The organism is Streptomyces lanatus, assembly GCF_014655715.1.
GTDB classification, from domain to species: domain Bacteria; phylum Actinomycetota; class Actinomycetes; order Streptomycetales; family Streptomycetaceae; genus Streptomyces; species Streptomyces lanatus.
The window spans coordinates 1,142,451-1,157,984 of record NZ_BNBM01000001.1 but is presented as its reverse complement, the minus strand read 5'-3'; the positions used below and the strand labels follow the sequence as shown (position 1 = coordinate 1,157,984).

Here is a 15,534-nt window from a genome sequence, read left to right as displayed (position 1 = left end):
ACCACGCCCCTCGGCGCTACCTTCCGCAACAGACGGGGTGGGAGCGCTCCCATTGTTTCGCACGGACGGTGGACCGGAACCCGCCGCCCGGACCGCTCCCGCCCCGCACCCACCCACACATGCAGTCGTACGACCCGTACCCGTGCCTCAAGGAACGGACTCGCCTGTCATGATCCTGACAAAGACGCGCTCGGACGGCGCCCCCACGCCTTTACGCCGCCGATTAACCCTCTCCACCCTCCCCACTCGCTCAGGAGCCCTCTTCCTGGTCCTGATCTCCCTACTCGCCACCATCCCGGCGGTCGCCCTCGTCATGACCACCGGAGGCAGGGCGGAGGCCCACGGCACCCCCATGAAGCCGGGCAGCCGCACCTTCCTCTGCTGGCAGGACGGTCTGACCGACACCGGTGAGATCAAGCCCGTCAACCCGGCCTGCAGAACGGCCCAACAGGTCAGCGGCACCACGCCGTTCTACAACTGGTTCTCGGTGCTGCGCTCCGACGGTGCCGGCCGCACCCGCGGCTTCGTGCCCGACGGCGAGCTGTGCAGCGGCGGCAACACCAACTTCACCGGCTTCAACACGCCCAGCAAGGACTGGCCGCTCACCCACCTCACCTCGGGTGCGACCGTCGACTTCTCCTACAACGCCTGGGCGGCACACCCGGGTTGGTTCTACGTCTACATCACCAAGGACGGCTTCGACCCGACCCAGACCCTCACCTGGGACGACATGGAGGAGCGGCCCTTCCTCTCGGTCGACCACCCGCCCCTCAACGGCTCCCCGGGCACGGTCGAGGCCAACTACTCCTGGAGCGGACAGCTCCCGGCGAACAAGTCGGGCCGCCACATCATCTACATGGTCTGGCAGCGCTCGGACAGCGCCGAGACCTTCTACTCCTGCTCCGACGTCGTCTTCGACGGCGGCAACGGCGAGGTGACCGGCGTCAAGGAGCCGGGCAACCCGACCGACCCGGTCCCCGGCGAATGCTCCGCCACCCGCCGCACGACCGGCACCTGGTCCGGCGGCTACCAGTCCGAGGTGACCGTCACCAACAGCGGCAACGTCCCGATGCTCGGCTGGATGGTCGACTGGACCCTCCCCACCGGCCAGAAGGTCGAGAGCCTCTGGAGCGGCAACGCGACCTACACCGGCCAGGACGTGATGGTCCACAACGCCGACTGGAACGGCTCCCTGGATCCGGGGGAGAGCGCGACGTTCGGGTATGTGGTGTCCGGCGCCGACGGGGACAGTACGACGACGCTGCCTTGCCGGGTCGGCTGAACGACCCCTGCGATTGCACCCGGTGGTCAGGTCTCCAGTCTCCCTCTGGCCACCGGGGACCGACCTCAGCCCTGCCTCTTCCCGAGGGCCGCGCGCAGCCAGTCCAGAGATCCGCCGGCCAACCGGGGCGTTCTCGTAGCCCTGAGCCTTGGCCTGGCCGTGCCGGACTGCGCCCACACCGCCTACCGGGAGCCGGACGGCATCCGGGCTGCCTGATGGTACAGCTTGCGTCACCGGTCCTGGGCCGCAGCCCGCTGGCCCGACGACGGACCTGCCACCATCTATCAGCATGGCGCCCGGCGTCCGTGGCACGAGGTAGAGGCTGCTCACCGCTGGTGGGAGGTTCACGAACGTCCCTCTGCCGAGCGGTACGGGCTCGCCGTCGACTGCTCCGGCGCTACGGTGTGGGGCCGGCCGGTACCGCAGACGGCGGCCCGTGAGGAGGCGCACCGTGGGACCCGAGGACGAGCCGCTTGAGGAATGGGCGGCGAGACGGGACCGGCGCCGGGCCGCCGAACGGCAGATCACCGGCACCCGTCGCGCCGTCCCCCTCGCTCCATCTGACGATCGCGCAGCTCCTGGAGATCGCCCTCAGCCCGAAGTGGGACCAGTTCGGTCAGCAGCTCCCTCACCGGTCGGCCCCCGGCTCGGGGCGGACCCGATGGCCGTGAGCTGTCGGCCACCGGGTCCGCGAGCCGAACGGGCCCGAGGGGGGGAAGTGGGACCGTCCGGTTGGTGAGTGGCTTGTGCGAGGTGTCGTGCGGCGACAACGTTGTCTTGTGGTCTGCCGGATGACTCTACCGCCTCAACGGACAACGATGTCAAGCTAGTTGGGGGCCAAATGGGCTTCGGCCGGGCCCGCTGGTCCGGCGTGATCCGCTGCCCCATCCAGGTGACCACCCCCCGCGCCCCACCCCGACCCGCACCCTTCCGTGGTACCGCTGGCACACGCTACTGTCCCTGCGGCTTGTGCGACCTGTGGTGCGCGACCCGTCCGAAGGAGGAGGGGCCGCGTCATGCGTTTCCGTCCTACGTCCCTGCTGCTCGCCGCCGTACTCGCGGTCGGTGGCGCCACCCCCGCCCTCGCGGCGCCGACGGCACCCCCGGACCTGGTCGAGGACCCGACCTCGTACGTGGATCCGCTCATCGGCACGAAGAACGGCGGCAATGTCTTCCCCGGCGCGGTCACGCCGTTCGGCATGCTGTCCTTCAGCCCCGAGAACACCCGCGGCGACGCGACCCGCACCGCCGCGCCCGGCGGTTATCACTACGACGCCACCCGCATCCGGGGCTTCAGCCTCACCCATATGTCGGGCACCGGGTGCGCGGGCGGCAGTGGTGACATCCCGTTGTTCCCGTACGCCGGTGAGGTCACCTCGTCGCCCGCGAGTGACACCAAGGACGCCATCTTCGCCTCCGACTTCAGCCACGCCGACGAGACCGCCGAGCCCGGCCGTTACCGGGTCCGTCTCGCGTCCGGTGTGACCGCCGACCTCACTGCCACCGCCCGTACCGGCTCGGCGCGCTTCACCTTCCCGGACGGCAAACCCGCTTCGATGCTCGTGCGGACCGCCAACTCCGAGGTGGGGGCCACCGATTCAGACGTACGCATCGATCCGGCGACCCGGACCATCTCCGGGTCCGTCACCTCCGGGAACTTCTGCGGATACCTCGACCCGGAGGGGCAGCGGGACTACTACACCGTCCACTTCAGCGCCCACTTCGACCGTGCCTTCAAGGCCACGGGTACGTGGAAGGACGAGCGGCTCGACCCGGGATCCACGGCCGGGAGCGGCGGTACGGGTGGGTTCGCGAACGGTGGGCGGCCCGTCGCCGGTAAGGGCGCCGGTGGGTACGTCGAGTTCGCGCCCGGTACCGGGCCGGTGAACGTCAAGGTCGGTATCTCGTACGTCAGTCAGGCCGGTGCCGAGGCCAACCTCGCCGTGGAGAATCCGCCGCACCGCTCCTTCGACGCCGTGGCGGACGCCGCCCGTCGTGCCTGGCGCGAGCGCCTCGCCGCGATCCGGGTCGGCGGCGGCACCGACGCCGAGCGCACCACCTTCTACACCGCGCTGTACCACGCCCTGCTCCACCCGAACGTCATCAGTGACGTCGACCGCAGATACCGGGGTTCGGACGGCCGGGTCCACGCCGTCCGTCGCGGCCATCGGGCCCAGTACGGCACCTTCTCCGGCTGGGACGTCTACCGGAACCAGGTCCAGCTGCTCACGCTTCTCGATCCGCGCGTCGGCTCGGACATCGCCCAGTCCTTGTACGAGCTCGCGGAGCAGAACGGCGGTGTCTGGGACCGCTGGCTGCACGGCGCGGGCGGCACCCATGTCATGAACGGCGACCCGTCACCCATCGCCCTGGCCGGCATCCGCGCCTTCGGCGGCACGGACTTCGATCTGCGCGGGGCGCTGAAGTCGCTGGTCGAGGCGGCGACCGTCCCGACCGACAAGGACCTCTCCCCGGCCGGGAAGCCCGTGCTGTCCGTCGGTCAACGGCCCTCCCTGGACAAGTACTTGAAGCACCACTACATGCCGTCCGTGTCGAACGCCTGGGGCGGTGCCGCCGAGACCCTGGAGATGTCCGGCGCGGACTTCGCCCTCACCCAGCTCGCCGGTGCGGCGGGGCAGAAGGACACGGCGGCCGCCTTCGCCGGTCGCTCCCAGTGGTGGCAGAACAACTTCAACATCGCCGCCACCCCCGCCGGCGGCTACATCGCCAACCGCAAGGCCGACGGCAGCTGGGTCACTGGCTTCACCCCCGCCACGGGCAACGGGTTCGTGGAGGGTACGGCGGCCCAGTACACCTGGATGGTCCAGCACAATCCTGCCGGGCTCTTCGCCGCGATGGGCGGTCGTGACGCGGCCGAGAAGCGACTCGACGCCTTCTTCCACGACGCCGATGGCAACTGGGCCTTCACCGGCAGCGGCGGCGACAAGTCCGAGCTGGACAACGAACCCTCCATCAATGTGCCTTATCTCTACGACTATGTGGGCGCCCCACATAAGACACAGGAGACCGTCCGGGCGGCCATGCGTGTCCTGTGGTCGACCGAGCCAGGTGGTATTCCCGGCAATGACGACCTCGGCGCCATGTCGTCCTGGTACGTCTTCTCCGCGCTCGGTATGTATCCGCAGGTCCCGTCCCGTGCCGAACTGGTCCTCGCCTCGCCGCTGTTCCCGCGCATCGAGATCGACCGGCCGGGCGGCGCCGACATCTCGGTGCGTGCGCGGGGTGCCGCCGCCGACGCCCCGTACATCCACTCCCTGACCGTCAACGGCCGCACCAGCGACCGTCCTTGGCTTCCGGCGTCCCTCGTGCGTGACGGCGGCCGACTCGACTACACCCTCTCCGGTACGCCCGACCCCGCCTGGGGAGCGTCCGAGGCGCCGCCCTCTTTCCGTGCGGGGGAGCAGCCGTACCAGATCGGCGTCGGCCCGACCACGGCGACCGTGCCGCCCGGCGGGAGCGCCCAGGTCGGCATCCGTGCCCTGGCGATGAGCGGGGGAGCGGGCCCCGAGGTGCGCTTCCGGGTCGACACACCCGACGGGATCACCGCGACGCCCGCCGAGGGCACCGTGGCTGACGGCTCGCAGGAGATCACCCTGAGTTCGGACGAGGGTATGGAACAGGGCTTCTACGACGTCGAGGTCACCGTGACCTCCGGCGACAGTTCGTATGCGCAGCCCGTCTCCCTCACCGTCGCGGCGCCTGGCACCCTTCTCGCCGCCTACAACAGCACCGGCGTCTCCGACGACGCCGGTGACCATGACGAGGCCGACTTCGACGGGGGCGGCTGGAGCTACTCGCGGCAGGCCCTCGCCGACGCCGGTCTGACGCCGGGCAAGGACGGCACGGTGGGGGGCCTCGGCTTCACCTGGCCGGACTCGCCGAGCGGCCGCCCGGACAATGTCTCGGCGGCGGGCCAGACCATCGAACTCGCCGGTCCTGCACGGCAGTTGTCCTTCCTCGGCAGTGGTGTCAACGGCAATCAGCAGTCCAAGGCCACCGTCATCTACACCGACGGCAGCACCGACACCGTCGATCTCGCCTTCACCGACTGGACCGTCGGCGGGGGCGCGGGCAGCGTCCAGTACGGCAACGAGGTGGTCGCCCGCGCCGCGTACCGGAATGTCGCGGGTGCGGATCGGGATCCGGTCGACACGTACGTCTTCGCCACCAAAGCCTTCACGGCACCCGACGGCAAGACCATCGCCCGCGTGAAGCTGCCGGACGACGGCGATCTGCACGTGTTCACCCTGGCCTTCGGCTGAGCCCTCAGAGGCCCAACACCTCGGCCGCCCAGTCGAGTTGGCGGCGTACATGCACCGCGTCGCCGCCCTCGTGGCCGTTGAACGGATAGGGGTGGATCTCCTTGCGCGGGCCGGCGCCCGACAGTTCCGCATAGCGGTTGAAGGCGCCGTACGCCCCGCTCGGCGGGCACACCGTGTCCCGCAGGCCGATGCCGAAGTGGGCCGGGGCATGGGCCCGCCGGGCGAAGGAGATCCCCTCCAGATGGGCGAGCGTGTCGTAGGCCGCCCGCTCGGTGCCCCGGTGCACGGAGAGGTACGCGGTGATCTCGCCGTAGGGCGAGGCGTCGGTGAGGTCGAGCGCGCGCCGGATGCCGCACAGGAACGGGGCGGTGACCAGAACCGCCGCCAGGTCGGGGACGAGTCCCGCGACGGCCAGGGCGAGCCCGCCGCCCTGGCTGTTGCCGACCGCCGCGATCCGGGTGCCGTCCACGCCAGGGAGCGTGCGCACCGCCTCGACCGCCCGCACCGCGTCGGTGATCAGCCGGCGGTGGTGGTGGTCCCGCGGGGAGAGCAGACCGCGTACCGCGGGGCCCGGGCCGCCCGGTGCCGTGGCGTGCGGGTCCGGGGTCGCGCCGCCGTTGCCGTACTGGTCGCCCTGGCCCCTGTTGTCCATCAGTAGATGGGCGTACCCGGCGTTCACCCAGGTCAGCCGCTCATGGGGGAGGCCGCGGCCCCGGCCGTAGCCGGCGTACTCCACGACGGCGGGCAGGGCCTCGCGCACCCCGGCCGGTCTGCTGAACCAGGCCCTCACCGGGTCGCCGCCGAAGCCCCGGAATGCCACGTCCCAGGTCTCGGTCAGCCGCAGCCCGGTCGCCACGGGCCGCGCCGACACCAACACCTCCGGCTGGGCCGCCTGCTTGAGGGTGTCGTGCCAGAACTCGTCGAAATCCGCGGGCTCCTGGAGCTCCGGACGGTAGCGCTCCAGCTCGTCCGGCGGCAGGTCGAATGCGGGCAACGATGACCTCCGATTGTTGCGCCTGAATATCAGAATGTTTCGCGGTCTTGGGCTCGCCCTGGCGTTCGCCTCCTCAACTCACCTTCCCTGTCAGTCCCATTGACAGCCATTACACCCGCCCCTAACCTCGCCGCAAAGTTGCCGGTACGACTCCGAAACTTTCGGTGCCACCACCGGGAGGCCCCTGCATGAGCACCTCCACCACGTCGGCTCCACCGCCCGGCACCCAGGAGCGGCCGCCGACGAAGGCTCCACCCCGCCCCGCGCGCACCGGCTGGCGGCGGGCGCTGCGCAAGGACTGGCAGTTGTACTCGCTCGCCGTGCTGCCGCTGCTGTTCTTCCTGGTCTTCCGCTATCTGCCGATGCTCGGCAATGTGATCGCATTCCGGCGCTTCGAACCGGGCGGCTCGATCTTCGGCGAGGACTGGGTGGGGCTGCGCTATGTGGAGATGTTCCTCAGCGACCCGACCTTCTGGCAGGTCTTCCGCAACACCCTGTGGCTCGGCGGACTCACCCTCGTCTTCTGCTTCCCGATCCCGATCGTGCTGGCGCTGCTGCTGAACGAGGTGCGCCGACGCTCGCTGAAACGGTTCGTCCAGTCGGTGTCGTATCTGCCGCACTTCCTGTCGATCGTGATCGTCGCCGGCATCACCATGCAGATGCTCGCCGCGGACGGCCCGGTCAACCATGTCCTCGGCTGGTTCGGGCACGACCCGATCCGGTTCATCCAGGAACCCGAGTGGTTCCGCACCCTCTATGTCGGCTCGGAGATCTGGCAGACCGCGGGCTGGGGCACGATCCTCTACCTCGCCGCCCTCACCACCATCGACGAGGACCTGTACGAGGCCGCCCGCATCGACGGCGCCAACCGCTGGCAGCAGATCTGGCATGTCACGTTGCCCGGCATCCGGCCCACGATGATCACGCTGCTGATCCTCAACGTCGGCACCTTCCTCGCCGTCGGCTTCGAGAAGGTCCTGCTGCTGTACAACCCGCTGACCTATCAGACCTCCGACGTGATCTCGACGTACGTCTACCGCACCGGTGTCGAGTCCAACAGCTTCAGCTACGCCGCCGCCATCGGCCTGTTCGAGGCGATCATCGGGCTGGTCCTGATCACGTCCGCCAACCAGCTCTCGCGCCGCACAGTGGGGACCAGCCTGTGGTGAAGCCGAGCCGTGCCCACCGTGTCTTCCAGGGCGTCAACGGGGTGATCCTCACCCTCGTCGTGATCGTCACCCTGTACCCCTTCCTCAATATCGTCGCGCGGTCCTTCAGCGGGGAACGGCAGATACGGGCCGGTGAAGTGACCCTGTGGCCCAAGGGGTTCAACCTCACCACGTACCAGATCGTGTTCCGGGACCACATGTTCTGGCGCAACTACGGCAACACCGTGCTCTACACGGTCGTCGCCACCGCCGTCGCCATGGTGCTGACGACCTGCTACGCCTACGTCCTGTCGAAGAAGCAGCTCAGGGGGCGTGGGGCACTGGTCGGCATCGCCGTGTTCACCATGTTCTTCACCGGCGGCCTGATCCCGAACTATGTGCTGATCACCAGCCTCGGACTGAAGAACAGTGTGTGGGCGATCGCCCTCCCCAATGCGATCAGTGTGTTCAACCTCCTGGTCATGAAGGCGTTCTTCGAGAGCCTGCCCACCGAGCTGGAGGAGGCCGCGCAGATCGACGGGCTCAGCACCTACGGCATCCTGCTGAGGATCGTGCTGCCGCTGTCCAAAGCGGTCGTCGCGACGATGGTGCTCTTCTACTCGGTGTCGTTCTGGAATTCCTGGTTCAGCGCGTTTCTCTATATGGACTCCTCGGATCTGATGCCGGTCACCGTCTATCTGCGCAATCTCATCGCGGGCGCCACCGGCGGCTCCAACGCCGGTGCCGCCACGGAGCAGCTCAGCCAGGTCGGGGCGAATATCCAGGCGGTCACGATCGTGCTGACCGCGCTGCCGATCCTCTGCGTGTACCCGTTCGTCCAGCGCTACTTCGTCTCCGGCGTGATGCTCGGCGCCGTCAAGGGTTGACAAGGGAGCTATGCATGAAGAAGAACCCAGGACAACTGTCGCGCCGCCAGATACTCTCCGCCGCCGGATTCATCGGTCTCGCCACCCTCACCGGCTGCGGCAGCGGCGATGACGGCGGCGATTCCAAGGACCTGTCGAAGAAACAGAACGGCGCGATGAAGGAGTACCGCGCGGGTCAGCAGTTCAAGGCCGCGAAGCCGCTCTCCCTCTCGCTGCTGCACAACAACAACCCGGTCTATCCGATGAAGGCCGACTGGCTGTTCTGGAAGGAGGTCACCAAGCGCACCGGAATCACCCTCAAGCCCGTCGACGTACCCCTCGTCGACTACGAGAAGAAGCGCAGCGTCCTCATCGGAGCGGGCGACGCCCCCTTCCTGATCCCCAAGACGTATCACCCCTCCGAGGTCGCCTTCGTGTCGTCCGGCGCGATCCTCCCGGTCAGCGACTACGTCCACCTCATGCCCAACTACCAGGACAAGGTGAAGAGATGGCGGCTTGAGCCCGAGCTCGACTCCATCCGCCAGTCCGACGGCAAGTACTACCTGCTGCCCGGCCTCCACGAGAAGCCCAAGCCCTACTACTCGCTGTCCTTCCGCACGGACGTCCTCGACAAGCTCGGCCTCACCCTGCCCACCACCTGGGACGAGGTGTACGACGTACTGAAGGCACTCAAGGCCGAGTACCCGAACAAATACCCCTGGACGGACCGCTGGAGCACCAACACCCCTTTCCCGTGCGGCGCGTTGTTCAGCTATCTCGGGCAGGCGTACGGGGTGAAGGCGGGCTGGACGTACGACAACATCAGCTTCGACACGAAGGCGGGGAAGTTCGTCTTCACGGCCACCCTTGACGGTTACCGCCAGATGGTCGAATACCTGAGAAAGATCGTCGCCGAGAAACTGCTCGACCCGGAGAGCTTCACCCAGCAGGACGACCAGGCGCTGCAGAAGCTGCTCGCCGAGAAGTCCTACGTCATCAGCGCCAATCCGCAGGAACTGGTCCAGAACTACCGCTTCAACCTGCAGAAGCAGGTCAAGGGTGCCGAAATCGACATGGTGCCGGTGCCGCTCGGCCCGGCGGGCCCCGTCGTTCTCGGCGGAATCCGGCTGGAGAACGGCGTCATGATTTCCAGCAAGGCCCTCAAGAGCGACTCCTTCGTCGCGATGATGCAGTTCGTGGACTGGCTCTGGTACTCCGACGAGGGCCAGAAGCTCTGCAAATGGGGCGTCCAGGGCGTCACCTACACCCAGTCCGGCGACACCTACAAGCTGAAGCCCGGCATCTCCCTCATGGGCTCCGACCCGGACGCCCCGAAGGACCTCCAGAAGGACTACGGCTTCTTCAACGGCGTCTTCACCTACGGCGGCAGCTGGGCCCTGGTCTCCTCCAACTTCAGCCCGGACGAGAAGAAGTTCCAGGACGCCATGGCCCAGCGTGAACAGCTCCCCGTCGACCCCGCCCACCCCCTCCAGTCCATGGAGCAGGAACAGGCCACCCTCTGGGACACCCCGCTCAAGGACCACACCATCCAGAACACCCTCAAATTCGTCCTCGGCAAGCGCCCGATGTCCGAGTGGGACGCCTTCGTCACCGAACTGAAGGCCAAGAACATGGACCAGCTCATCGACCTGCACAACAAGGCGTACGACCGCTTCAAGCAGGAGAAGGGGTGAGCAGCGGCGCCCCCACGGCCGGCTTCGGCGCAGGCCCCCTCTCCCGCGCCGCCGCCCTGATCCACACCCTGGTCACCATCGAGGCCCTGCTGCTCCTGGCCGCCTCACCCGGCCTGGCCGGCCTGCTCCTCCTCGCCCCCGACCCGGCCAACCTGCCCCTGGCCGCCGTATGCCTCCTGCCCCTCGGACCGGCCCTGTCCGCCGCGCTCTACGCCCTCCACCACCGCACCGCCGACCTCACCGACCTCCACCCGGCCCGCGCCTACGCGCGCGGCTGGCGGCTCAACGCCCTCCCGGCCCTGAAGCTCTGGACCCCGCTGCTCGCCTGGCTGACGGTCATCGCCTTCACCCTGACCCATTTCTCCGCCACCGGCCTGCCCGCCTGGTGGGCCCTGCTGCTCGCCGCGATCGGCGCCGCCTCCCTCCTCTGGGGCGCACACGCCCTGCTCCTCACCTCCCTCTTCACCTTCCGCGCCCGCGACACCGCCCGCCTAGCCGGCTACTTCCTCTTCCGGCACACCCGCGCCACCCTCGGCGCCGCCTCCCTGCTGGTGCTGGTGGCCGCGTCGACCGCCCTGCTGACCGAGGCCCTGCCCGCCCTGCTGGCCGCCCCACTGCTGCTCTCCCTGCTGCACAGCGGCCGCCCGGTGATCGCCGAGACCCAGGAGGACTTCACGGCATGAGCGCGCCGCGCACCCCGAAGATCCCGTACGGCGGCGACTACAACCCCGAGCAGTGGCCGGAGGACACCTGGGACGAGGACCACCGGCTGTTCACGCGGGCCGGAATCGACACCCTCACCGTCGGCGTCTTCTCCTGGTCCCTGACCCAACCCGCCCCCGACACCTACGACTTCACGGTCCTGGACCGCATCCTGGACCGAGCCGCCGCTGAGGGGCGCCAGATCTGCCTGGCCACCGGTACGGCCGCCCTCCCGCCCTGGCTCGCGAAACGGCACCCGGACGTCACCCGCACCGACTTCGAGGGCCGTCGCCACCGCTACGGCCAGCGCCACAACTTCTGCCCCAGCTCACCGGCGTACCGCGACCACGCCACGGCGATGGCGGCCCGGCTCGCCGAGCGCTACGCGGACCATCCGGCGCTGCTCGCCTGGCACATCAACAACGAGTACGGCGGAGCCTGTTACTGCGACCTGTGCGCCGAGGCTTTCCGGGAGTGGCTCCGGGACCGGTACGGCGGCCTCGACGCTCTCAACGACGCCTGGTGGACGACCTTCTGGTCCCACCGCTACACCGACTTCGCCGAGATCGAGCCGCCGAACGCCCTCACCGAGCACTGGCGGGGCCCCGACCACACCGCCTTCCAGGGCATCACGCTCGACTACCTCCGCTTCACCACCGACGCCCTCCTCGGCTGCTTCCTCGCCGAGAAGGAGGTGATCCGCGCCCATGACCAGGACACGCCCGTCACCACCAATTTCATGGGCATGTTTCGCCCCCTCGACTACCACCGCTGGGCGCCCCACCTCGACTTCGCCTCCTGGGACAGCTACCCGCCCCTCGACGCCCCGCCCACCTGGCCCGCCCTCGCCCACGACCTGATGCGCGGCCTCAAGGACGGCGCCCCCTTCTGGCTGATGGAACAGACCCCGTCCACGACGGCCTGCCGCGACGTCAACCCCCTGCGCAGACCGGGGGAGTTGAGGCTCGCCACCTTCCAGGCCATCGCCCATGGCGCCGACGCAGCCCTGTACTTCCAGATGCGTGCCTCGCGCGGCGCCTGCGAGAAGTACCACGGCGCGGTGATCGGCCATGCCGGTCGTGACGACACCCGGGTGTTTGGTGAAGTGGCCGATCTGGGGCGGGAATTGGAGACCCTCGGCGACGCGACCCTCGGCGCCCGCACTCCCGCCCGCACCGCCCTCCTCTTCGACTGGGACAGCTGGTGGGCCCTGGAGATCTCCGATGGCCCGTCCCGGCTGGTCAAGTACCAGGAAGTGGTCCACGCCTACTACCGGGCCGCCCGCGAGGCCGGCGCCGACGTGGACGTCGTTCCGGTCACGGCCGACCTCACGGCGTACGACGTGGTCCTCGCGCCGGTCCTGCACATGGTCAAGGGGGACCTGGCGCAGCGCCTGGAGGCCGTGGCAGCACGCGGCGGCACGGTCCTGACGACCTTCCTCTCCGGCCGTGTGGACGAACACGACCGAGCCTTTCTCACCGACGTCCCCGGTCCGCTGGCCCCGCTCATGGGCGTCCGCGTCGACGAATGGGACGCCCGGCAGCCGGAGTTCGCCCAGCCCGTCCCGGAGCTGGACTCGGAGGCCCGCCTTGTCTTCGAGATCGTGCAGCCGCGCGGCGCCGAGACCGTCGCCACCTACGGCACCGACTTCTACGCGGGCACCCCGGCCGTGACCCGGCACGAGTACGGCGACGGCGAGGGCTGGTACGTCGCCACCGCCCTCGACCAGCCCGGCGTCGACCGGATCATCCGCCGCATCCTGGCCCGCCACGACCTGATCGGCCCCTACGCCGACCACCCGACCGTCGAGACCGCGACCCGCGTCGCCCCCGACGGCACCCGCCTCCTCTTCCTCCTCAACCACGCCCCCGACCCGGCCCACCTGACCGCCCACACCACCGCCACCGACCTGCTCACCGGAAAGCGGATCGAGGAGGGGGAACCCCTGGACCTCGACCCGATGGGCACAGCCATCCTCCGGATTCAGGTCTCCGTTGTTTGTAGTGTGCGGAAATGACAAGAAGCGAGCGGCTCGCGGAGCAGTTGGACTGGTACTGGCGCAAGAACCTGCGGCCGCGGCTGGAGGGTCTTACCGATGAGGAGTACTTCTGGGAGCCGGTGCCCGGCTGCTGGAGCATCCGCCCACGTGGCATGTCGGGCGCACCGATGTCGGCAGGTTCGGGGGAGTGGACGATGGACTCCGCGTCCCCCGACACGGTGCCGGCGCCGGCACCCGTGACCACGGTTGCCTGGCGGCTGGCGCACATCATCGTCTCGTGCCTGGGCTATCGGGTCGGATGGTACTTCGGCGGCCAGGACGTCGACTCCGAGACATTCGCCTACGCGGGGACGGCTGACGAGGCGCTGAAACAGCTCGATGAGATGTATGGGACATGGAACGCGGGGGTCCGCGCACTCTCGGACGCCGACCTGGAGAATCCGCCCACGGTGGGTCCCGAGCGGTTTCCCATGGAGAACAGGGTCCTGCACGTCAACAGGGAACTGATCCATCACGGCGCCGAGATTTCCCTGCTGCGCGACCTCTACCGCTGGCAGGACGGAGCCGTACCGCAACCTACGTGGACCCCGTGAGGCCCCGTGGCTGCGAGCTTCAGTGGATGCGGCGCCCATGTGCGTCGGCCACACCCGACTTGCGCAGAAAGTAGCTGTTGATCTGATCGCGCCATTCGCGGGCACTGCGGAGCTGCTCCTCGTAGCGCTCGGCGACCCGCGCGTGGCGCGCCGGGGCCACGAGGCCCGCCAGCCCCTGCCACACCCGCTGAGCCGCCTCCACCTCCTCCACGCCCTCGAAGTGCGTGTCGTACATGTGCTGGATCACCGTCTTCCCGCTGTGGAGGACGTGGTCGTACAACACGTGGTGGAAGAACAGCAGCAGCTCGTCGGGGCAGGAGGTGGGTGATTCATACACCTCGGACCATGGCTTGGCGTACTGGCCGGCGTATCCGGTGCCGGTCGCCACGGTCCGGTCGACGCCGATGCCGTCGCGGTCGGCGAAGTGGTAGGTGCCCCAGGGGCTGTACTCGTAGCCGTCCACGCTCGGCCCGTAGTGGTGGCCGGGCTGCACCATCCAGCCGACCCCGAGCGGTGCCGTGTACTTCTCGTACGTCCGCCATGAACCGTCGAGCACCACGCGCACCCCGGCCGCCGCGTCGGCCTCGAAGGTGAGCCCGATCCATTCGTCGAGGATGCGCCCCGGAACCGCGTCCGGCTGCCAGGCGAGCCGCCCGAAGGTGTACAGGTTCGCCTGGGCCAGCGGATGCCCGGTCCAGAACGGGTCGTCGCCGACGTTCGACACGGCGACGAGCCCGCCACGCGCCAACTGCCCCACGGACGCGCCCTCTTCCGGCCGGAACCGCAGCACCTCGCTCCACATCGGTCCCAGCCAGCACACGTGCCGCTGCTGCCCGGTGTACTCCTGCGTGGCCTGCATCTCCACCGCGAGCCGGGTGCGCGGCATGGCACCGATGAGCGGCGAGACCGGCTCCCGTACCTGGAAGTCCATGGGCCCGTGCTTCACCTGGAGCACGGCATTGGCCGCGAACTGCCCGTCCAGCGGCACGAAATGGTCGTACGCGGCCCGCGCCCGGTCCGTCGTCCGGTCCCGCCAGTCCTGGCGATGGTCGTACACGAACGCCCGCCAATGCACCGTGCCATCGAACGGCTCCAGCGCCGCGGCCAGCACGTTCGCGCCGTCCGCGTGACTCCGGCCGTACGCGAACGGCCCCGGCTGTCCCTCGGAGTCGGCCTTGACGACATACCCGCCGAAGTCGGGGATGGCCTCGTACACGCGTGAGGTCGTCTCCGCCCACCAGCCGCGCACGCCCTCGTCCAGCGGATCGGCCGTCGCCAGCCCGCCAAGGACCATGGGCGCCGCGAAGGTCACCGACAGATGGACCCGGATGCCGTACGGCCGCAACTCCCTTGCGATGTCGGCGACCTCACCGATCCGGTCGGTCAGCAGGTGGGCCTCGGCCTCGTGCACATTGACGTTGTTCACGGCCACGGCATTGATCCCACAGGCGGCGAGCAGCCTGCCGTACGCCCGGATCCGGTCCATGTCGCCGCGCGCCCGGCCGTCCGACCAGAACAGCGATCCGCCGGCGTATCCGCGCTCCACCTGCCCCATCACCGGGTGCACGGCCACGTTGTCCCAGTGGTCGAGCATGCGCAGCGCAAGCTCGGGCCGGTGCTCCACACGCCCGTGCGAGCCCTGGAACGCCGCCTCTCCGAGCCGTACGACGTGGAAGAGGCCGTACAGCAGGCCGGGTCCGCCGGACGCCGTCACCGTCGTACGACCGCCCTCCCGCTCGTAGGTGAAGGCCTCCGAGGAGTCGTCGCCGGTCAGCTCCAGTACGAGGTCGAACGGCTCGGGGGCCGCGTCGCGCTCGACGCGGCCCCCGAACTGCTCACAGGCTCTTGCCACTTCGCCGTGCACGGTGTCCACCAGTGGACCCGTGCCACGGATCAAGGTCCGCCGGGTGCCGATCGGCCGGAACGCCCTGTCCGGCAGCCAAGCCGGATCGACACCCTGCATGAGACCCCAA

11 protein-coding genes are annotated in these 15,534 nt (G+C 69.1%); 9 read left to right on the top strand and 2 right to left on the bottom strand.

Annotation, left to right across the window (positions count from 1 at the left end):
- The first annotated feature begins 169 nt into the window (after positions 1–169).
- From IE325_RS05070 to IE325_RS05065, 3 genes are all read left to right on the top strand, one after another.
- Entirely contained in the window at positions 170–1,282 is a 1,113-nt protein-coding gene (locus IE325_RS05070) for a lytic polysaccharide monooxygenase auxiliary activity family 9 protein (RefSeq protein ID WP_229911649.1), read from the top strand.
- A 436-nt stretch (positions 1,283–1,718) separates the two neighbouring features.
- Entirely contained in the window at positions 1,719–2,021 is a 303-nt protein-coding gene (locus IE325_RS45960; RefSeq protein WP_308437619.1) for a DUF6087 family protein, read from the top strand.
- 277 nt (positions 2,022–2,298) lie between these two features.
- Entirely contained in the window at positions 2,299–5,565 is a 3,267-nt protein-coding gene (locus IE325_RS05065; protein WP_190068420.1) for a GH92 family glycosyl hydrolase, read from the top strand.
- Positions 5,566–5,569: 4 nt separating this feature from the next.
- On the opposite strand, the gene IE325_RS05060 is transcribed toward IE325_RS05065, so the two are convergent.
- Positions 5,570–6,559, bottom strand: a complete 990-nt coding sequence (locus tag IE325_RS05060) for an acetylxylan esterase (protein ID WP_190068419.1) — start codon at positions 6,557–6,559, stop codon at positions 5,570–5,572.
- A gap of 188 nt (positions 6,560–6,747) precedes the next feature.
- Here IE325_RS05060 and IE325_RS05055 point away from each other — a divergent pair, with 188 nt between their 5' ends.
- The 6 genes from IE325_RS05055 to IE325_RS05030 are packed head-to-tail and all read left to right on the top strand — an operon-like array spanning position 6,748 to position 13,561.
- Positions 6,748–7,728 carry an ABC transporter permease gene (locus IE325_RS05055; protein ID WP_190068418.1) on the top strand — a complete coding sequence of 327 codons (981 nt, stop codon included), beginning with the start codon at positions 6,748–6,750 and terminating at the stop codon, positions 7,726–7,728.
- Positions 7,722–8,594, top strand: coding sequence for a carbohydrate ABC transporter permease (locus IE325_RS05050; protein WP_190068417.1), 873 nt, complete (start codon positions 7,722–7,724; stop codon positions 8,592–8,594). The genes IE325_RS05055 and IE325_RS05050 overlap by 7 nt, the downstream gene beginning before the upstream one ends.
- 14 nt (positions 8,595–8,608) lie before the next feature.
- Entirely contained in the window at positions 8,609–10,267 is a 1,659-nt protein-coding gene (locus IE325_RS05045) for an ABC transporter substrate-binding protein (RefSeq protein WP_190068416.1), read from the top strand.
- Positions 10,264–10,950, top strand: coding sequence for a hypothetical protein (locus tag IE325_RS05040; protein WP_190068415.1), 687 nt, complete (start codon positions 10,264–10,266; stop codon positions 10,948–10,950). Before IE325_RS05045 ends, IE325_RS05040 begins: the two co-directional genes overlap by 4 nt.
- Positions 10,947–12,986, top strand: coding sequence for a beta-galactosidase (locus IE325_RS05035; protein ID WP_190068414.1), 2,040 nt, complete (start codon positions 10,947–10,949; stop codon positions 12,984–12,986). The genes IE325_RS05040 and IE325_RS05035 overlap by 4 nt, the downstream gene beginning before the upstream one ends.
- Positions 12,983–13,561 (top strand): DinB family protein, encoded by a 579-nt coding sequence (locus tag IE325_RS05030; RefSeq protein WP_190068413.1) that lies wholly within the window; start codon positions 12,983–12,985, stop codon positions 13,559–13,561. The genes IE325_RS05035 and IE325_RS05030 overlap by 4 nt, the downstream gene beginning before the upstream one ends.
- 19 nt (positions 13,562–13,580) lie before the next feature.
- Here IE325_RS05030 and IE325_RS05025 read toward each other — a convergent pair whose 3' ends face one another.
- A complete protein-coding gene (locus tag IE325_RS05025) occupies positions 13,581–15,524 on the bottom strand; it encodes an alpha-glucuronidase (RefSeq protein WP_190068412.1) in 1,944 nt (647 codons plus the stop codon).
- Positions 15,525–15,534 lie beyond the last annotated feature (10 nt).

Coding starts and splice junctions, on each gene's coding strand:
- IE325_RS05070 (WP_229911649.1), top strand. CDS start 170: ATGATCCTGACAAAGACGCGCTCGGACGGCGCCCCCACGCCTTTACGC.
- IE325_RS05065 (WP_190068420.1), top strand. CDS start 2,299: ATGCGTTTCCGTCCTACGTCCCTGCTGCTCGCCGCCGTACTCGCGGTC.
- IE325_RS05055 (WP_190068418.1), top strand. CDS start 6,748: ATGAGCACCTCCACCACGTCGGCTCCACCGCCCGGCACCCAGGAGCGG.
- IE325_RS05045 (WP_190068416.1), top strand. CDS start 8,609: ATGAAGAAGAACCCAGGACAACTGTCGCGCCGCCAGATACTCTCCGCC.
- IE325_RS05035 (WP_190068414.1), top strand. CDS start 10,947: ATGAGCGCGCCGCGCACCCCGAAGATCCCGTACGGCGGCGACTACAAC.
- IE325_RS05030 (WP_190068413.1), top strand. CDS start 12,983: ATGACAAGAAGCGAGCGGCTCGCGGAGCAGTTGGACTGGTACTGGCGC.
- IE325_RS05025 (WP_190068412.1), bottom strand. CDS start 15,524: ATGCAGGGTGTCGATCCGGCTTGGCTGCCGGACAGGGCGTTCCGGCCG.